This window comes from Stenotrophomonas nitritireducens (assembly GCF_050984405.1).
Lineage (GTDB): Bacteria > Pseudomonadota > Gammaproteobacteria > Xanthomonadales > Xanthomonadaceae > Stenotrophomonas > Stenotrophomonas nitritireducens_B.
Map to the genome: position 1 here is coordinate 3,367,789 of NZ_CP158790.1, position 18,978 is coordinate 3,386,766.

At 67.4% G+C, this 18,978-nt stretch carries 17 protein-coding genes; 8 read left to right on the top strand and 9 right to left on the bottom strand.

Features of this window, described 5'->3' with window-relative positions; all coding sequences use genetic code 11:
* Positions 1-2: 2 nt before the first annotated feature.
* Positions 3-734 carry a monofunctional biosynthetic peptidoglycan transglycosylase gene (gene mtgA, locus ABTV91_RS15045; RefSeq protein WP_433854198.1) on the bottom strand — a complete coding sequence of 244 codons (732 nt, stop codon included), beginning with the start codon at positions 732-734 and terminating at the stop codon, positions 3-5.
* A 74-nt stretch (positions 735-808) separates the two neighbouring features.
* Between mtgA and ABTV91_RS15050 the strand changes: the two genes are divergently transcribed.
* From ABTV91_RS15050 to ABTV91_RS15060, 3 genes are all read left to right on the top strand, one after another.
* Complete coding sequence (locus tag ABTV91_RS15050) at positions 809-1,702, top strand: Hsp33 family molecular chaperone HslO (RefSeq protein WP_433852146.1); 894 nt, start codon at positions 809-811, stop codon at positions 1,700-1,702.
* 119 nt (positions 1,703-1,821) lie between these two features.
* Positions 1,822-2,685, top strand: coding sequence for a hypothetical protein (locus ABTV91_RS15055; protein WP_433852147.1), 864 nt, complete (start codon positions 1,822-1,824; stop codon positions 2,683-2,685).
* A 237-nt stretch (positions 2,686-2,922) separates the two neighbouring features.
* Entirely contained in the window at positions 2,923-5,766 is a 2,844-nt protein-coding gene (locus ABTV91_RS15060) for a TonB-dependent receptor domain-containing protein (protein WP_433852148.1), read from the top strand.
* Positions 5,767-5,901: 135 nt separating this feature from the next.
* Here the strand turns inward: ABTV91_RS15060 and ABTV91_RS15065 are convergent, their stop codons facing one another.
* Complete coding sequence (locus ABTV91_RS15065) at positions 5,902-6,504, bottom strand: TetR/AcrR family transcriptional regulator (protein WP_433852149.1); 603 nt, start codon at positions 6,502-6,504, stop codon at positions 5,902-5,904.
* Positions 6,505-6,688: 184 nt separating this feature from the next.
* On the opposite strand from ABTV91_RS15065, the gene ABTV91_RS15070 reads away from it, so the two are divergent.
* From ABTV91_RS15070 to ABTV91_RS15085, 4 genes are all read left to right on the top strand, one after another.
* Entirely contained in the window at positions 6,689-7,579 is an 891-nt protein-coding gene (locus ABTV91_RS15070; protein WP_433852150.1) for an alpha/beta fold hydrolase, read from the top strand.
* Positions 7,576-10,047, top strand: coding sequence for an acyl-CoA dehydrogenase (locus ABTV91_RS15075; RefSeq protein WP_433852151.1), 2,472 nt, complete (start codon positions 7,576-7,578; stop codon positions 10,045-10,047). The genes ABTV91_RS15070 and ABTV91_RS15075 overlap by 4 nt, the downstream gene beginning before the upstream one ends.
* A gap of 66 nt (positions 10,048-10,113) precedes the next feature.
* Complete coding sequence (locus ABTV91_RS15080) at positions 10,114-10,590, top strand: hotdog fold domain-containing protein (RefSeq protein ID WP_433852152.1); 477 nt, start codon at positions 10,114-10,116, stop codon at positions 10,588-10,590.
* A 3-nt stretch (positions 10,591-10,593) separates the two neighbouring features.
* Positions 10,594-10,977, top strand: coding sequence for a hypothetical protein (locus ABTV91_RS15085; protein ID WP_433852153.1), 384 nt, complete (start codon positions 10,594-10,596; stop codon positions 10,975-10,977).
* 33 nt (positions 10,978-11,010) lie between these two features.
* Here the strand turns inward: ABTV91_RS15085 and ABTV91_RS15090 are convergent, their stop codons facing one another.
* Positions 11,011-12,312: an NTP/NDP exchange transporter gene (locus tag ABTV91_RS15090; protein WP_433852154.1), complete on the bottom strand. Its 1,302-nt coding sequence runs from the start codon at positions 12,310-12,312 to the stop codon at positions 11,011-11,013.
* 278 nt (positions 12,313-12,590) lie between these two features.
* Between ABTV91_RS15090 and ABTV91_RS15095 the strand changes: the two genes are divergently transcribed.
* Entirely contained in the window at positions 12,591-14,003 is a 1,413-nt protein-coding gene (locus ABTV91_RS15095; RefSeq protein WP_433852155.1) for a serine hydrolase domain-containing protein, read from the top strand.
* Positions 14,004-14,551: 548 nt separating this feature from the next.
* On the opposite strand, the gene ABTV91_RS15100 is transcribed toward ABTV91_RS15095, so the two are convergent.
* The 6 genes from ABTV91_RS15100 to ABTV91_RS15125 form a co-directional block, all read right to left on the bottom strand.
* Positions 14,552-14,971: a hypothetical protein gene (locus tag ABTV91_RS15100; protein ID WP_433852156.1), complete on the bottom strand. Its 420-nt coding sequence runs from the start codon at positions 14,969-14,971 to the stop codon at positions 14,552-14,554.
* Between the two features lie 713 nt (positions 14,972-15,684).
* Entirely contained in the window at positions 15,685-15,867 is a 183-nt protein-coding gene (locus tag ABTV91_RS15105) for a hypothetical protein (protein WP_433852157.1), read from the bottom strand.
* Between the two features lie 34 nt (positions 15,868-15,901).
* The gene (gene gcvH / locus ABTV91_RS15110; protein ID WP_433852158.1) at positions 15,902-16,297 is read right to left on the bottom strand and encodes a glycine cleavage system protein GcvH; all 396 of its coding nucleotides are present in this window, start codon (positions 16,295-16,297) and stop codon (positions 15,902-15,904) included.
* Between the two features lie 63 nt (positions 16,298-16,360).
* On the bottom strand, positions 16,361-17,482 hold the full coding sequence (gene gcvT / locus ABTV91_RS15115; protein WP_433852159.1) for a glycine cleavage system aminomethyltransferase GcvT: 1,122 nt from the start codon (positions 17,480-17,482) through the stop codon (positions 16,361-16,363).
* A gap of 86 nt (positions 17,483-17,568) precedes the next feature.
* Positions 17,569-18,000 (bottom strand): NfeD family protein, encoded by a 432-nt coding sequence (locus tag ABTV91_RS15120; RefSeq protein ID WP_433852160.1) that lies wholly within the window; start codon positions 17,998-18,000, stop codon positions 17,569-17,571.
* A gap of 3 nt (positions 18,001-18,003) precedes the next feature.
* Positions 18,004-18,972 carry an SPFH domain-containing protein gene (locus tag ABTV91_RS15125; RefSeq protein ID WP_433852161.1) on the bottom strand — a complete coding sequence of 323 codons (969 nt, stop codon included), beginning with the start codon at positions 18,970-18,972 and terminating at the stop codon, positions 18,004-18,006.
* Between the last annotated feature and the right edge of the window lie 6 nt (positions 18,973-18,978).

The window sequence follows — 18,978 nt, forward strand, 5'->3', positions numbered from 1 at the left end:
CCTCAGTCATCGCCCACGGCATAGCCCGAGCCGCCCAGCTGGCGCGCCTGGCGCTGGATCCACGCCGCACGACGCTGCACGAATGGCCCCGGCTTCGTCGCGCTGTAACGGCGTGGCGACGGCAGCACCGCGGCAAGCCGCGCGCTCTCGCCTGCCGACAGCCGTCCGGCGTCCTTGCCCCAGAACCGCCGCGACGCAGCCTGCACGCCGTAGACGCCATCGCCGAACTCGGCGACATTGGCGTACATCTCCAGGATCCGCCGCTTCGGCCAGAGCGCTTCGATCAGCACCGTGTACCAGGCTTCCAGGCCCTTGCGCAGCCAGCTGCGGCCCTGCCACAGGAACAGGTTCTTGGCGACCTGCTGGCTGATCGTGCTGCCGCCGCGCAGGCGCTTGCCGCGCGCGTTGTGGTCCATCGCTTTCTCGATCGCCTCCAGGTCGAACCCGTTGTGCAGCGGGAAACGCTGGTCCTCCGCCGCCACCAGCGAGATCGGCACGCTGGCCGCCATCGCGTCCAGGTCGCGCCACTGGTAGTGGATGCGGAACCCCCAGTCGCCCTGCCCCCAGGCCTCCATCTGGCGCAGCGCCATCACCGTGGAAAACGGCGGGTCGATGAACCGCAGCACCGCCACCTGCGCGATGCTGAACACCGCCAGCGCGCAGGGCGTGATCCACAGCCATCGCCGCCACCTGCGCCGCGGCCGCACCTTGCGCTCGTCCCGCTCCGTCCCCATCTGCATGCCTGACCCATGAATCCCGACAATCGGTGCATTATCCGGCACCGGCGTCCCCACACGTGCAGATTCCCATGACCGAAACGTCCGACCTCCTTGTCCGCTTCCTCCTGCCCGGGGCCGGCGTGCGCGGCGTCCATGTCCAGCTCTCCGAAAGCTGGCGCGAAATCCTGTCCCACGGCGGCTACCGGCCCTCGGCCCAGCGCCTGCTGGGCGAGGCCTGCGTCGCTTCGGCCCTGTTCACCGGCCACATCAAGATCGACGGGCGGCTGTCGGTCCAGCTGCGCAGCAGTTCGCCGCTGCGCACCCTGTTCGCCGAGTGCACCTCCGCCGGCACCCTGCGCGGCATCGCCCAGGTCGAGGACGGACACGACGCCCCGGCCGACCTCTCCCAGCTCGGCGAAGGCGCACTGCTGGCCATCACCATCGAGAATCCGGGCCTGGACCCACGCGAGCCGCAGCGTTACCAGAGCCTGGTGTCGCTGCAGGGCGCCAGCCTGGACGAGGCGTTCGAGGACTACTTCCGCCATTCCGAGCAGCTGCCCACGCGCCTGCTGCTGGCCGCCGACGGCGAACGCGCCGCCGGCCTGCTGCTGCAGAAGCTCCCGGGCGACCAGGGCGACGACGATGGCTGGGCCCGCGCCGGCGCGCTGTTCGACACCCTCGGACGCGACGAACTGCTGGCCGTGGCCGGCCCCGAGCTGCTGCACCGCCTGTTCCATGAGGAGCACCCCGAGACCATGGGCGACAAGCCGCTGCGCTTCGGCTGCTCCTGCTCGCGGGAACGGGTGATCGGCATGCTGCAGTCGCTGGGCGAGGAAGAGGCCCGCGCCGCGGCCGCCGATACCGGCCAGGTGGACGTGCGCTGCGAGTTCTGCGGGCGCGAATATCACTTCCCTTTGACCGAATTCGGCGTATTGTTCGCAGCTACACCAGCCAGCCAGGCCGCTCCAGAGCGGCTGCAGTAACGGCATCGACGAGCTGCGTTCCGGGGAGGACGGAGTCTTGTTAAGAAAACATAAACAACATACGATCAGAATCTCACGCGCCGGGAACTCCCCGGCCCTGGCCCTGTCTGATTGAGTCCATGAACGCCTTCCTGCGCCTGCCGCTTGCCTTGCTGATCGCCCTGGGGGTGGCCACGGGCGCGCATGCGCAGGCCAAGCCGCGCGCCACCCCGGACAGCACCGTGCTCCCGGTGTGGAACAAGGGCAGCGGCAAGGTCGAAGCGCTGCTGTACCTGGAGCCCACCGGCGAACAGGTGGCCGGCGCGCGCTGGCACTTCGGCCGCAACTCGCTCGATGCCGCCTTCGGACTCTCGTCCGGCGATTCGCTCGGCCTGCTGTGCAACAGCAGCCGCGGCAGCAGCATCAGCGGGCTGGCCAGCCACTGCATGCTCGCCAGCCTGGGCGACGACGATGACGCCGGCGCCGGGCGCCACCTGTCCGCGACCACCGCGTTCAACCGTCCCGGCGGACGTGTCGGCCTGAGCGCGGGCACCGGCCGCGACACCCTGCCGGCCTGGCTGTCCGGCAACACCCGCGCGCCTGCCGCGCGCATGGAACAGAACGACCTGACCGTCTTCGGCCAGAAGAACATCGGCCGCGAAGGCTTCGTATCGATCGGCGGCACCTACGCCAAGGCCCGCCTGGTGCCGCTGAGCGACGCCTCGCCCGCCCTCGTCGACCAGTGGGACAGCAAGAGCCTGAGCATCGGTGGCGGCTACGGCCCCTTCAGCGCCAACATCATCGGCCGCGTCGTCGACGCCCCGGGCCAGACCGGCAAGTGGGAAGGCATCGGCCTGGGCCTGACCTGGCGCACCCCGTGGAGCGGCCAGCTCACCGTGGGCGCCGAGAATGTCATTACCCGCGGCAAGAATCCCTTCTCGCCCCGCAACGAGAGCAACGACGAGGGAGCCATTCCCTACGTCCGGTACGAGCAGGACCTGTAAGGCTCCTCCATCCCCGAAGAATCACCAGAACGCCTCCGCAAGGAGGCGTTTTTGTTGCGCCTGCAACAATACTTTGCCGTATTTCACCAAATTCATGCGGTTCATTAACGAAGCTTTAATTTCAGAAGAGACGGAAGTACTATCGGGTCAGCCTCGCGGCTTTGGGACCGCATCTTTCGCTCCCACCACGCAGGCGATTCCACTTGTAACTACCAAGATCACTTGGAGAGAGAGCCCATGTATTGCAAGTCCAACAAGCTGCGTGACGCAGTGGTGCTGGCCCTGGTTGCTGGCACCGCCGGCACCACCGGCACTGCCTTCGCCCAGGATGCCGATGGCGCCACCAACCTGGATCGCATCCAGGTCACTGGTTCGCGCATCAAGCGCGTTGACGTTGAAACCTCGCAGCCGGTGTTCACGATGAGCCGCGAGCAGATCCAGGCTCAAGGCCAGACCTCGATCGGCGACATCATCCAGAGCATCAGCACCAACGGCTCCACCCTCAACAGCAGCTACAACAACGGCGGCAACGGCGAAACCCGCGTCAACATGCGCAACCTGGGTTCGAACCGCACGCTGGTCCTGGTCAACGGTCGTCGCTGGATCGGCGGCACCGGCCTTGGCGGTGCGGTCGACCTGAATACCATCCCGTCCGCTGCCGTCGAGCGCATTGAAGTCCTGAAGGACGGCGCTTCGACCATCTATGGTTCGGACGCCATCGCCGGCGTGGTCAACATCATCCTGCGCCAGAACTTCGACGGCGCCGAGGCCAATGCGTATTTCGGCCAGTACGACGAGGGCGACGGCGCTCGCGAAGCGTACGACTTCACCATCGGCTCCGTCGGTGACCGCTGGCACGCCACCCTGGGCGTGGGCTATGTGAAGGAAGAGCCCGTCTGGGCCGGCAACCGCAAGATCTCGGCCGTCCCGACCTTCGGCGCACTGCCGAACACCGGCAACAGCAGCACCACCCCGGACGGCCGCTTCGGCTTCTACGGCCAGACTGGCGTGGATGACAAGGGCAACCCGGTTTACGGCTCGACCCGCCCGAATGGCAGCGAAGGCTATTTCATCACCGGAAATGGCGGCAGCACCTGGCGCAACTACACCAGCGCCGACAGCTTCAACCATGCCCCCGGCAACCTGCTGGTCACCCCGCAGGAGCGCACCTCCCTGTTCGCCGACGCTGGCCTGTCGATCACCGACAACGTCCGCTTCAAGACGACGGTCACCTACAACGAGCGCAAGTCCGAGCAGATCCTTGCCGCCATGCCGATCGTGCTGGGCCGCGCGGCACCGGGCACCAACGGCGCCAACATCGTCATCAGCAAGGACAACATCTACAACCACACCGGTCGTGACATCGACTACATCCAGTACCGCGCGATGGAGACCGGCGGCCGCATCTACAAGCAGAACGTCAAGACCTACGCCTTCAATGGCGGCTTCGAAGGCGACTTCGAAGTGAACGAGCGCTTCTGGAACTGGGAAGCGGGCATGTTCTATGGCAAGAACGACCAGACCGACATCACCACCGGCTTCTTCAACATCTCCGCTCTGCGCAATGCCCTGGGCCCGTCGTTCATCGACGGCAGTGGCGTCGCACGCTGCGGAACCGCCGGCAACGTGATCGATGGCTGCGTACCGATGAACATGCTCAGCGGTACGGGCTCGCTGACTCCTGAGATGATGAAGTACGCGGGCTTCACCGCGCATGACGTCTACGGTTATGAGCAGAAGACCTACTACGCCAACATCGGCGGCGAGCTGTTCGACCTGCCGGGTGGCGCATTCGCCTTCTCGGCCGGCTTCGAGCATCGCAATGAATCGGGCTTCGACGATCCGGACGGCCTGATCAACTCCGGCGACACCACCGGCAATGCGCGCACCGCGACCGCCGGCGGCTACAGCCTGGATGAAGCCTACCTGGAACTGGCGATCCCGCTGCTGTCGGGCGTGACCGGCGCGCAGCTGCTGGACTTCAGCGTGGCTACCCGCATCTCCGACTACAGCAACTTCGGCGACACGCTCAACAGCAAGTTCGGTTTCCGCTGGAAGCCGATCAACGACCTGATGATCCGCGGCAACTGGTCGGAAGGCTTCCGTGCCCCGTCGATCAGCGAACTGTACTCCGGCGTCAGCGACACCTTCGAGAACGTGGCCGATCCTTGCGCCGGTTCTGTGGAAGGCGTGCCGAACCCGGCCAGCCCGGCTGCGTGTGCCGGCATTCCGCGCTACCCGCAGGCCAACTCGCAGATCCGTACGACCGAAGGTGGCAACCCGAAGCTGGGCCCGGAGACTTCCACTTCCAAGACGCTGGGCTTCGTCTACAGCCCCAGCTACGTGCAGGGCCTGGACCTGTCGCTTGACTGGTGGAACATCAAGATCGAAGGCGCCATCTATGCCCAGGATGCGCAGGAAATGCTGGACAGCTGCTACAAGGCTGGCATCTCCGCCGTCTGCGACCTGATCACCCGCGATGCGACCGGCCAGATCTCCAACATGCTGGCCGTGCCGAACAACGTCGCCACCATGGAAGTGGAAGGCTGGGACCTGACGGTGGGCTACCGCATGCCGGAAACCCGCTTCGGCAGCTTCAACGTGGTCTGGGATTCGACCTACACCTCGAACTACTCGGTCTCCGATCCGCTGAACCCGGGCGCCAACCGCGTCGGCCAGTACCGCAGCCGCGACAACTACTGGCGCATCCGTTCGAACCTGCTGCTGGGCTGGCAGCTGGGTGACTTCGGTGCCACTGCCATGGTGCGTTACTACTCGCCGCAGACCGAAAAGTGCACCGGCAGCAACTTCACCGGCGGCAACTTCGCCCTGCTGTGCTCGGACAAGGACCGCATCGGCCTGGGCGGCAAGCGCGATCCGCGCAACTACATCCCGAGCGCGACCTACACCGACCTCAGCGCGTACTGGAAGACGCCGTGGAACGGGCAGATCACCCTGGGTGTCAACAACGCGTTCGATCGTGACCCGCCGAAGGCATACACCACGTTCGCCAACTCGTTCGACCCGCAGTATGAAATCCCGGGTCGCTTCTTCTACATGCGCTACAACCAGAAGTTCTGATTCTGGCGCGGTAGATTTGCAATGAGAACCACGGCCCTTCGGGGCCGTGGTTTTTTAATGCCCGCCACATGAAGCACAGCAAAGAAAAGGCCGCGACATGCGCGGCCTCCTAGGTTGACCGGAACGGTTGCCACCTCATCCGTTCGGAATCAACGTCTCGATCACATGCTCGACGTAGGACTCGAACTCCTCGCGGGCCTGTTTCGGCTGCTGCAGCTGCAGGGACAGCTGCAGGAAGCCCACATAGGCGGCATAGGCCAGGCGCGCACGATGGCGGGCGTCGGTGGAGCTGAGGCCGGCCTGGCGGAACGAGGCCATCAGGTAGTCGAGGCGGCGCTGCGAGACGCGGTCGATCACCGGGCGCACCAGCGGGTTGTCCAGCGCCTTGAGCAGTTCGCTGTAGATGATGTGCGGGGTCACTTCGTGCGCGACGAGCTGGAACAGCGCGCGCAGGCGGGTGCGCGGATCGGGCACTTCCTCCAGGCTGCCGAACACCTGCTGCTGCTCGACCAGCTCCCAGCGCTCCAGCGCGGCCTGCAGCAGGGCGTCGCGCGAGGGGAAATGCCAGTAGAAGCTGCCCTTGGTGACGCCTAGGCGGCGGGCCAGCGGCTCCACCGCTACGGCGCCAACACCCTGCTCCGCGATCAGGTCCAGGGCCGCCTGGGCCCAGTCGTCCGCACTGAGGCGGCTGTTGCGTGTACCGCGGGTTTCGGTCGGGGAAGCTGAAGATTCGTTCATCCGTTGATTTAACCATACGCCGGGGACTGGTTGCAGTATGCGCCTGCGGCGGCCGGCGCACGACCAGCCCAGTGGCGCTTTTCCCTTGCAACAACAGGGCGCAACACTTCCATACCCAGCAGTATTGACAGGCGCCACCACCAATCCATACCATCGGGTACGGTTTCATACCCATGGCTCCCGCATGCACGTGCAAGACATCCGGCTGGACGGTGCCCATGGCATCGCGCTGGCCGCCTCGAAAACCACTGGAAGCAAACCGCCGATCCTGTTCGCGCATGGCTTCGGCCAGACCCGCGGCGCGTGGACGGCAACCGCCGCGGCGCTGCACGCAGCGGGCCATGCCACGCTGGCCTTCGATGCGCGCGGCCATGGCGGTTCGGACTGGAATGGGGCCGATCTGCCGTATCACGGCGAACAGTTCACCGATGACCTGATCGTCGTCGCCGGCGAACTGCCACGGCCGCCGGTGCTGGTCGCCGCGTCGATGGGCGGGCTGTTCGGGCTGATGGCCGAGGCGCGCTGGCCCGGGCTGTTCGCGGCGATGGTGCTGGTGGACATCACCCCGCGTTGGGAAACGCGTGGCGTCGAGCGCATCCTGGCCTTCATGAGCGCGCACCCGGAAGGTTTCGCCTCGCTGGAAGCGGCCGCCGACAGCATCGCCGCCTACCTGCCGCACCGCCCACGCAAGAGCGAGGATGCGCTGCGCGCCCTGCTGCGCCCCACCGCGGACGGCCGCTGGAGCTGGCATTGGGACCCGCGCCTGGTGGAAGAGCTGGCACGCGACAGCGAGCAGCACCAGGACGCCATCGCCGAAGCCGCGCGCCGCGTCGAATGCCCGCTGCTGCTGGTCAGCGGTGGCCGCAGCGACTTGGTCACGCCGCAGACGGTGGCCGAATTCCTGGCGCTGGTGCCGCATGCGCAACACGTGCATCTGCCCGACGCCACGCATATGGTGGCAGGCGATGACAACGACGCGTTTACCGCCGCCGTGTTGAACTATCTGGACGCACTCCCCCCGGCTTCCGCCGCAGCGTCCGCCCGTACCGAGCACGTTACCGGAGCAAGTCCATGAGCATTGTCGTTCCCTTCCTGGCCCTGCTGCTGGCAGGCGCCTTCGTCGCCTATCACCGCATGCGGCTGGTCACCTGGACGGTGATCGGCGCGGTGCTGCTGGGCATCTGCTGGTTCGCCGGCGTCAACCAGACCGCGGTCATCGTCGCCGCGGCGATCCTGGCGCTGGTCAGCGCGCTGGTGCTGCTGCCATTCCTGCGCAAGCCGCTGATCACCTCGCCGTTCATGGGCGTGTTCCGCAAGGTGCTGCCGCCGCTGTCCAAGACCGAGCGCATCGCGCTGGAAACCGGTTCGGTCGGCTTCGAGGGCGAACTGTTCACCGGCGACCCGGACTGGCAGAAGCTGCTGGACTATCCCAAGCCCCAGCTCACCGCCGAAGAGCAGGCCTTCCTCGACGGCCCGGTCGAAGAGTTGTGCAGGATGGTCAACGACTGGGAAATCACCCATGTCCATGCCGACCTGCCGCCGGAGCTGTGGGCCTTCATCAAGAAGAACAAATTCTTCGGCATGATCATTCCCAAGCAGTACGGCGGCCTGGGGTTCTCGGCGCTGGCGCACCACAAGGTGATCCAGAAGCTGGCCTCGATCTCCAGCGTGGTCAGCTCCACCGTCGGCGTGCCCAACTCGCTGGGCCCGGGTGAACTGCTCAACCACTACGGCACGCAGGAACAGAAGGACTACTATCTGCCGCGCCTGGCCGAAGGCATCGAAGTGCCCTGCTTCGGCCTGACCGGCCCGTTCGCCGGTTCCGACGCCACCTCCATTCCCGACTTCGGCATCGTCTGCAGGGGCACGTGGAACGGCGAGGAAGTGCTGGGCCTGAAGCTGACCTTCGACAAGCGCTACATCACCCTGGCGCCGGTGGCCACGCTGATCGGCATGGCGTTCCGCATGTACGACCCGGACGGCCTGCTCGGCGACACCAAGGACATCGGCATCACCCTGGCGCTGCTGCCGCGCGACACCGCCGGCGTGGAGATCGGCCGCCGCCACTTCCCGCTGAACTCGCCGTTCCAGAACGGCCCGATCCGCGGCAAGGACGTGTTCATCCCGCTCAGCCAGATCATCGGCGGCCCGGAGAAGCGCGGCCTGGGCTGGAACATGCTCAACGAGTGCCTGGCGGTCGGCCGCTCGATCACCCTGCCGTCCACCGCTTCCGGCGGCGCCAAGGCCGGCGCGGTCGTCACCGGTGCCTATGCGCGCATCCGCAAGCAGTTCGGCCTGTCGGTGGGCCGCTTCGAGGGCGTGGAGGAAGCGCTGGCCCGCATCGGCGGCAAGGCCTACAAGATCAGCGCGCTGTCGCAGGCCACGGCCGCGGCGGTGGACCGCGGCGACGTGCCGTCGGTGCCGTCGGCCATCGCCAAGTACCACTGCACCAACATGAGCCGCGAGTGCATCAGCGACATGATGGACATCATCGGCGGCAAGGGCATCATCCTCGGCCCGCGCAATTTCGCCGGCCGCAGCTGGCAGGCCGCGCCCATCGCGATCACCGTGGAAGGCGCCAACATCATGACCCGCAGCCTGCTGATCTTCGGCCAGGGCGCGATCCTGTGCCATCCGTGGGTGCTGAAGGAAATGAAGGCCGCGCAGGACGAGGACCGCGCGGCCGGCCTGCGCGAGTTCGACCAGGCGCTGTTCGGCCACGTGCGCTTCGGCATCTCCAATGCGGTGCGTTCGTTCTGGTTCGGCCTGACCGGCGCGCGCTTCGGCGCCGCGCCGGGCGATGCCTACACCCGCCGCTACTTCCGCAAGCTCGACCGCTACTCGGCCAACCTGGCGCTGATGGCCGACATCTCGATGATGACCCTGGGCGGCAAGCTCAAGTTCAAGGAATCGCTGTCCGGCCGCCTGGGCGATGTGCTCAGCCACATCTACATGACCAGCGCGATGCTCAAGCGCTACCACGACGAGGGCGCGCCGGCCACCGACCAGCCGCTGCTGGCCTGGGCCTTCCACGACAGCGTGCACCGCATCGAGGAGTCGCTGTCGGCGGCGCTGCGCAACTTCCCGATCCGTCCGGTCGGCTGGCTGATGTGGGCGCTGATCTTCCCGTTCGGCCGCCGCGCCGAGGCCCCGGGCGACCGCCTGAGCCGCCGCGTGGCCGCCACCCTGATGTCGCCCAACGAAGCCCGCGACCGCCTGGCCCAGGGCGTGTTCCTGACCCCGTGCGAGAACAACCCGGGCGGCCGCATCGCCAGCTACCTGACCAAGGCGGTCATGGCCGAGCCGGTGGAGCGCAAGTTCCTCAAGGCGCTCAAGACCAAGGGCATCGAGGCGCTCACCTTCCCCGCGCAGCTGGACGAGGCGGTGGCCGAGGGCGTCATCACCCAGGACGAGCGCACCCTGCTGGAAGAACTGCGCGCGATCACCCTGGACACCATCACCGTGGACGACTTCGAACCGCACGAACTGCGCGCGGCCTCGTACTACGACCGCGAAGGCCAGCGGCCCTCGCAGGTTGCCTGATCACGGGCAGCCATCTGCAACCGGAAACGGCGGGCACTGCCCGCCGTTTCCTTTCCGGAGGAAGGCATGACCGCTCCCCTGCTCCCGCTCTACCGGCGCCTGTCGCGCTGGCCCGGCGGCCGCTGGCTGTTCACGCGCGCGGTGTGCTTCAAGGCGCCCTACTTCGCCAGCATCTCCCCGCGCATCACCCTGCTCGAGGCCGGCCGCTGCGAAGGCACGCTGGCCGACCGCCGCAAGGTGCGCAACCACATCGGCACGGTGCATGCGATCGCGCTGTGCAACCTGGCCGAACTGACCGCCGGGCTGATGGTCGATGCCTCGCTGCCGGCCGGGATGCGCTGGATTCCCAAGGGCATGGACGTGCGCTACCAGGCCAAGGCCCACGGCACCCTGAAGGCGGTGGCCGTGCCCGAACGCCCCATCGCCAGCGCCACGGCCGGTTACGAGCTGCCGGTACGGGTCGGCATCAGCGATGCCGCGGGCACCGAGGTGTTCGTCGCCCGCATCGCGATGTGGGTGTCGCCGCGCCGCGGAAACGGGTGAGCCATGGACACCGCCGAACTGCTGGTGCGCCTGGGCGGCGTGCACAGCCTGGGCTTCGCGGCCTTCCACCTGGCCTTCTGGAAACTGTTCGACTGGAAACGCGACCTCGCCCGCAACAGCCTGGCCAACCGCGCGATCATGCAGATCCTCAATCTGCGCCTGGTCTACGTCTTCCTGGGCATGGGCGCGCTGGCGCTGGCCTTCGGCGGTGAGCTGGCCGCCACGCCGCTGGGGCGGGCGCTGCTGGGATTCATCGCGCTGTTCTGGGTGGGGCGCACGGTGGAGCAGTTCGTATTCCTGCGCATCCACGACTGGCGCGTGCACCTGTTGAGCGCGCTGTTCGCGCTGGGCGCGGCGCTGCATGCCGTGCCGCTGTGGCTGGCCTGAGGCGCGCCGTCGATCCGCGCGCCGTCTCCTGCATCAGCGGGAGGATGGCGCCTCCGCCGCTGACACGCCTTCTGGCCGGCGCGACAGGCGCCAGCCGATGCTGGCGGCGATCACCGCCGCGGTCGCGCTGACGCCGGCAAAACCGGCAGCGCCCACGCCCAGCAGGCGTAGCCCGTTCATGCCCAGCGCGATGGTCATGTCGCCGAAGCGCCACACCGCCGTATCCACCGCGTTCTGGCCCTTGTAGCGCACGTTGCGCGGCACGCGCGTGTACAGGCTGTGCCGCGCCGGCTCGGCCATGCCGTAAGCCAGACCGCGGCTGACGATCAGCGCGATCGCCACGGCCGGCATGCCCAGCAGCACCGGCGCGTGCGGATCGCGCGCGAACAGCACCAGCGACAGCGCGCAGACGCTGACCAGCGCCCAGATCATGATGACGATGCCCGGCCCCTTCCGCGGCAGCAGCCAGCGGGTCAGGGTGAGCTGGGTGATGGCGGTCAGCACGTTGCCGGCCAGGTCGACATTGGCGGCAAAGCGCGTGCGCGCCACCGCGTCGGTGAACGTGGCGCCGGAATAGTCGGTCACCAGCGCGTAGTTCACCGTGCCGATGCCGTCGGCCAGCAGCAGCAGGATCGACATGTTGCGGATGAACGGATCGGCGAACACCTGCTTGAGGCCGTCGAACATGCCGCCGCCGACCGCCGCCTCGTGCCCCGGCTCGTGGCGGCGCGCGCCATGCAAGCGCGCCCAGCGCCCCAGCGCGATCACGCAGCCCAGCGCCAGGCACAGCAGCGCGGCCGACACCACCAGCAGCGGCGCCACGCCGATCACGCCGACCAGCGAGCGGGTCAGCATCGGCCCGGTGACCGCGCCGATCGTGCCGGCCACCGCGATGACCGGGAACAGGCGGCGCGACTGCTCGCTGTCCCAGATGTCGGACATGAAGCTCCAAAACACCGACACCACGAACAGGTTGAACACGCTGACCCAGACGAAGAACATCACGCCCAGCGTCTTCGGCGCCAGCAGGTCCGGCCAGGCGAACAGCGGCACGAAGCCGACCAGGCAGGCGATGAAGAATACGTAGACCACCGGCATGACCACCCTGCGCGGCCAGCGCGTGACCAGCGCGCCGAACAGCGGCGACAGCAGCAGGGTGCCGAGGAAGGTGGCGCCGTAGAACCACGGCAGCTGGGTCGAACCGACGGCCGCGGCCAGCTGCTCGCGCAGCGGGCGGATCACGTAGTACGCGGCCAGCACGCAAAAGAAATAGGCGAAGGACAGCGCGACCGCCAGCCACTCGCCCGTGTGTACCCTGCCCTGACCCGCCTGCATCGGCCCGTACCCGTCGCAACGAAGCGCGCAAGGTATCCGATGCACTGCAACATCGCCAGTGCGATCAGGTCCGCTCCCGGATGAAGCGTTCTGTTGGGTGGCTGATGCCGCGCCCCGGCTCCGGCCGTTGTAGATCAGGCGATGTCCGCCACCGGTGGGTCGCGGCCACAAAAATCAGCAATATCAACGCGATGCCCATTCATTTTCTTCTGGTTTGTGCAATCACGAAAAGCGGCGCTAGAATCGCCGACAGCCTCAGCTATCAGGCATCGATCACGATGAAAGACAACAACAGGCGCCGGCGTTTCCGTCCGGTGGCATCGGGATTGCTGGGTGTATTGATGCCCTTCGCACTGTCCTCCACCGCGCAGACGCCCACCGCGCCGCTGGCGCTGCCGGAATCGGCGCCGCGCCTGCCGGCGAACCTGGAGAACGCGCCGCTGCCGTCGCCGACGCAGCCGATGCCCTACCGGGTCGCCTTGCGGCCGGACCAGGTGCAGGCGCTGCCGGACGGTTTCAACATCGCCGCCATCGAATCGATGGCCGAGCAGCTCACCTACGGCAACCGCGTGCCCGGCATCGCGATGGCGATCGTGCAGAACGGGCGCGTCCTTTCCGCGCGCGGTTACGGCGTCACCGACATCGGCAACCCGCAGCCGGTCGACGCGCACACGGTGTTCCGCCTTGCCTCGTTGTCCAAGGCCTTCGCCGGCACCATGGCCGGCCTGCTGGTCAACGACGGCACGCTGCGCTGGGACAGCAAGATCACCGACTACGTGCCGGGCTTCCAGCTGGCCACGCCCGAGGCGACAGGCCGGTTGACCGTGGCCGACGTGCTGAGCCATCGCGTCGGCCTGCCGTACAACGCCTACGACCGCGACATCGAGTCCAACGCCGACTACTACACCCTGACCCGCAAGCTCGCCAGCGCGCCGCTCAAGTGCGAGCCGGGCGACTGCTATGCCTACCAGAACGTCGCTTTCAGCCTGATCGGCGACGTGGTCTACGCCGCCTCCGGCAGCTTCTACGAGCAGGCGGTGGAACGGCGCCTGTTCAAGCCGCTCGGCATGAACGATGCCAGCCTCGGCCTGGCCGGCATCCAGGCCAGTCCGCGCTGGGCGCGCCCGCACGTGCGCAGCCGCAACGGCTGGGTGTCGCTGTCGCCCAAGCCCACCTACTACCGCGTCGCTCCCGCCGCCGGCGTCAACGCAAGTGCCAGCGACATGGCGCAATGGCTGCTGGCGCATACCGGGCACCGTCCCGACGTGCTCTCCGCACCGCTGCTGGCGACGCTGCATGCGCCGCTGGTCAACACGCCCGGCGAGATGCGTTCGGGCTGGCGCCGCGAGCGGCTGGACTCGGCCGGCTACGCGCTCGGCTGGCGCGTGTTCGACTACGCCGGCCACACCGTGGTGTTCCATGCCGGCGCGGTGCAGGGCTATCGCGGCCTCGTCGCCCTGCTGCCCGAGCGCGATCTCGGCATCGCCGTCCTGTGGAATGGCGAGAGCAGCGTTCCCAGCGGATTGATGCCGACCATCCTCGACCGCGCCATCGGACTGCCGACGCAGCGCTGGCTGGACGTGGACACCGACTTCGGCAGCGACAACCTGATGGCCGAGGACGCACCGGCCAATGCGCCGCGCGGCAGGAAGGGCGTCGCCTCCGATCGCGCCACCGCGTCCCCGCGCTGACCATACCCGGCATTCTTCGACAAGGCGGCTTCGGCCGCCTTTTTTCATGACGTCCCTCCCTGCGCGCGCCCCCCCTTCCGGCGGCTTCGCTGTAGAAACGGTTGCCCTGCCGTTTCTCCTGGCGCATCGGGGTACACCACCCTCCAGACGGAGATGGCGGTCGCGCCGCTCGTCCCACGACACATCCGGGTACGTCGCCCGTCGACTGGCTTCGCCATGAAAACGCTGTCCGGCCGTGTTCCCTGCGCGGGCGCCGGGCAGGCGGTCATCTGTTCCGGAAGGAATGGCGGACAGGTCGCCGCGACGGGAAGCCGTGTGCCTGCACCAAGGTGCCACCGACGCGCTCCAGTACCGCACCGCACCCTGCATCGGCGTCCTGCAGGCGGCCTGGACATCTACCGCGGTCCCGTGCCATCCGCTCGGCATCCGCTTGAACAGCGAAGCCCCCCACCCGCGCCGGCCCGGCTGCCGGCAGCACCCGCGCATAAAAAAACTCCCTCCCCGCTGGGCAGTCGGGGAAGGAGTTCCAGGTACAGCTTAGCGCTGGATCAGATCAGCGGCGCCGGGGTGGCCGGAAGCGCGACCGGAGCCGCCTTCTTCTTGCGGGCAGCCGGCTTCTTCTTGGCAGCGACCTTCTTGGCGGCCGGCTTCTTGGCAGCAGCCTTCTTCGCGGTCTTCTTCACCGCCTTCTTGGCAGTGGCCTTCTTGGCGACCTTCTTCACCGCCTTCTTCGCGGTGGCCTTCTTGGCGACCTTCTTCACCGCCTTCTTCGCGGTGGCCTTCTTGGCAACCTTCTTCGCCGCCTTCTTCACCGCCTTCTTGGCGGTGGCCTTCTTTGCGACCTTCTTCACTGCCTTCTTGGCAGTCGCCTTCTTGGCAACCTTCTTCACTGCCTTCTTGGCGGTGGCCTTCTTTGCGACCTTCTTCACCGCCTTCTTGGCGGCAGCTTTCTTGGCGACCTTCTTCACCGCCTTCTTGGCGGCCGGTTTCTTCGCAGCTTTCTTCGTGGCCATTGGATGGCTCCTCGTCAGTGATCTATGGAATTGAAATGCCCAGTTGAAGCAAATCCGCGGTGTATCGCGGAGGACCGACGATGCGTCAGACGCATCGTGACGGATACAGAAACACCCGCAACGATTCCCGCCACGGGTGCCATGTCTTGTTCGGGGGTGTTTCGCGGAAGGAAGCGACTCCTGCTCCACCATCAGCGCGCGTGGCGGATGTCCAGGTTGTGCTTCGCATCTGAATGTTGATCCGGCTCACTCGCTTCCGCAGCAATGGTCTGCTGGGCGAAACCTAATCACGGTTTTTTTTACTGTCAACTACCCGCGCGCAACTTTTTCCGGAAAGCTTCACGCCGGTCGCGCCAACGACGCCGGCCTTCGCCCCGCGCGCGGCACCTGGCGACGACGCGCGCGACCCGCACTCAATGCGCACGCGTGCGAAAAACACCATAAAAAAAGCACTATTCGTTTGCAGCGTGCGCGCGCGACGCGACAGCGGGCATGCGTGCACGGCGGCAGGCATGCGTCTTCGGAGGCGTGAAAAAAAAAGCGGCCGGGAACTGAATTCCGTTCGCCGCGATCGCGCTTTCCCGCGTCGCGGGGAACGATTTGCGCAAACACTTCGCACCATCGCGCGGCCGTTGCGGCCTTCCGGCGACGACGACGACGGCGGCGGGTCATGCCTTCGCCGAACGTTCGAGCATCGCGCGCGACCATCGACCGGCGTCGCCGACGGCAGCTACCCGGTCTGCTTCGGATGTCGCCTCGCGACGATGCGCGGCGGCGGTGCCGCCCTCGACGACGGTGCCGTCCGCGCGCATCGCCGCCGGTGCGGGTGCCGGAAACAGAAACGGCCGCACGAGGCGGCCGTCCTGTTCGTCCGGTACGACCGGATCAGTGGTCGTCGTTTTCCAGCAGCTCGGCGTAGTCGTCCGGGCCGAGCAGTTCGTTCACCTGCTCCGCCTCGGACATCTCGACGACGAACAGCCAGCCTTCGCCGTAGGCGTCCTCGTTGATGGTCTCCGGCTTGTCGGCCAGGGCCTCGTTGACTTCGACCACGGTGCCCGACACCGGGCTGTAAACGTCGGAGGCGGCCTTCACCGACTCGACCACGGCGGCGGCGTTGCCGGCCTGCACCGTGTCGCCCACGCCGGGCAGTTCGACGTAGACCAGGTCGCCCAGCAGGCCCTGCGCGTGGTCGGAAATGCCGACGGTGACGCGGCCATTGCCTTCGACGCGGGCCCATTCGTGGGACTTGAGGAATTTGAGGTCGCCAGGGATCTCGCTCATGGAACTGCTCCGGAAGAAACGGTGGACGGGATGGGGGGCTAGTTTAGCGGACCGCGGGGCGGATCAGGCGTCGATGCCGGGCTGGGCCTGGCCATCGCGCACGAACGGGAACTTCACCACGCGCACCGGCACTTCCTTGCCGCGGATGTCCACGCGCACGTTGCCCGCCGCTCCCAGCGGAATGTCGCCGGCCGGGACGCGGGCGAAGGCGATGGCCTTGCCCAGCGTCGGCGAGAACGTGCCGGACAGGATCTCGCCCTCGCCGTGGGCGGTGAGCACCTTCTGGCCGTGGCGCAGCACGCCCTTCTCGTCCATCACCAGGCCGATCATCTGGCGCGCGTTGCCAGCGGCCTTCTGCGCTTCGAGCACCGGGCGGCCGATGAAGTCGCGGCCCTCGTCCAGGGCGACGGTCCAGGCCAGCGCGGCCTCGAACGGACTGACGCTCTCGTCCATGTCCTGGCCGTAGAGGTTCATGCCCGCTTCCAGGCGCAGCGTGTCGCGCGCGCCAAGGCCGGCCGGCTTCACGCCCGCGGCCAGCAGCGCGTTCCAGAACGCGACCACCGCCGTCTGCGGCAGCAGCACTTCATAACCGTCCTCGCCGGTGTAGCCGGTGCGCGCGACGAACAGCGGCACGCCGTCAGCGGAAGCGACGTCCAGCGCGGCGAAGCGACCGAGCTTGTCCAGCGCGGCGCGGTCGGCGTCGGCGACCAGGCCGGCGACCAGGCCGCGCGCCTGCGGCCCCTGCACGGCGACGATGGCCAGGTCCTCGCGCTCGACGACCTCCACGCCGAAGGCGGCGGCGTGCTGGCGGATCCACGCCAGGTCCTTCTCGCGGGTGGAGGCGTTGACCACCATGCGGAAGAAGTCGTCGGCCAGGAAGTAGACGATCAGGTCGTCGATCACCCCGCCTTCGGCATTGAGCATGCACGAGTACAGGGCCTTGCCGGTGACCTTGAGCTTGTCGATCGAGTTGGCCAGCAGCTGACGCAGGAACTCGCGGGTGCGCGCGCCCTTCAGGTCGACCACGGTCATGTGGCTGACGTCGAACATGCCGGCGGCGCGGCGCACCAGGTGGTGCTCGTCGATCTGCGAGCCGTAGTGGATCGGCATGTCCCAACCGCCGAAGTCGACCATCTTGGCGCCGAGCGAGCGGTGGGTTTCGTTGAGGAGAGTCTTCAGGGTCATTGCCGTTCCACGCGAGGAAAGGCGCCATTATCCCAGATGGCCGCGGGCAAAGCCCATGGCGGCGCGCAGGCCGCGCCGCCGTCGCCTCAGGCTTCCTGGACCTTGAGCGTCATCCCGTCCACCGCGACCACGCGCACGTGGCTGCCCGCCGGCAGGTCGGGCCCGGCCACCACCCAGAACGCGTCGTCCACCTTCGCCCGGCCGGTGCCGTTGGCGATGGCCTGGTCCAGCACCACCACGCGCCCGACCATCTGCTCGGCGCGGCGGTTGAGCAGCGGCTGGTCGCTGGGCCGCGCGCGCCGGCGGAACCAGGTGCGGTAAACCTGGATCGAGACGAAGCTGAGCACGACGAACAGCACCACCTGCATCAGCACGGCCAGCCCGTCGTAGGCCCAGACCACCAGGAACACGGCGGTGGCGGCCAAGCCCATCCACAGCATGAAGGCGCCCGGCGCCATCGCCTCGGCGGCGAACAGGATCACCGCCAGCGCCGCCCAGCCCACCACTTCCCAGCGCATGGCTCAGCGCCCCAGCGGCGGCGGGTTGCCGCGCGACGGCGATGCCTTGCGTTCTTCCTGTCTGGCGAATGCCTCCCGGGCCAGTTCGGCGACGCCGGCGATGGAGCCGATCACGCCGCTGGCTTCCATCGGCATCAGCACCAGCTTCTGGTTGGGCGAGCTCGCAAGTTCCTTGAAAGCCTCCACGTACTTCTGCGCGACGAAATAGTTGATGGCCTGCACATCGCCCTGGGCGATGGCTTCGGACACCATCGCCGTGGCCTTGGCTTCGGCCTCGGCCAGGCGCTCGCGCGCCTCGGCGTCGCGGAACGCGGCTTCCTTGCGGCCTTCGGCTTCCAGCACGGCGGCCTGCTTCTCGCCGTCGGCGCGCAGGATCTCGGACTGGCGCAGGCCCTCGGCCTCGAGGATCTGCGCGCGCTTCTCGCGCTCGGCCTTCATCTGCCGCGCCATCGAATCGACCAGGTCGCGCGGCGGCTGGATGTCGCGGATCTCGATGCGGTTGACCTTGATCCCCCACGGATTGGTGGCATGGTCGACCACGCTCAGCAGCTGCGCGTTGATGGTCTCGCGCTGGCTCAGCGATTCGTCCAGGTCCATCGAGCCGATCACGGTGCGGATGTTGGTCTGCACCAGCGCGATCATCGCGATTTCCAGGTTGGCGACCTCGTAGGCGGCCTTGGCCGCGTCCAGCACCTGGAAGAACACCACCCCGTCCACGCGCACCACCGCGTTGTCCTTGGTGATGACTTCCTGGCTGGGCACATCCAGCACCTGTTCCATCATGTTGACCTTGCGGCCGACGCCGTAGACCACCGGGATCAGGAAATGCAGGCCGGGCGACATGGTGTGGGTGTAGCGGCCGAAGCGCTCCACCGTCCATTCATACCCCTGCGGCACCATGCGCACCGTCTTGAACAGGACGATGGCGCCGGCCACCAGCACCACCAACGCGAGAAAGACACCGCTGCCCATCAGTAC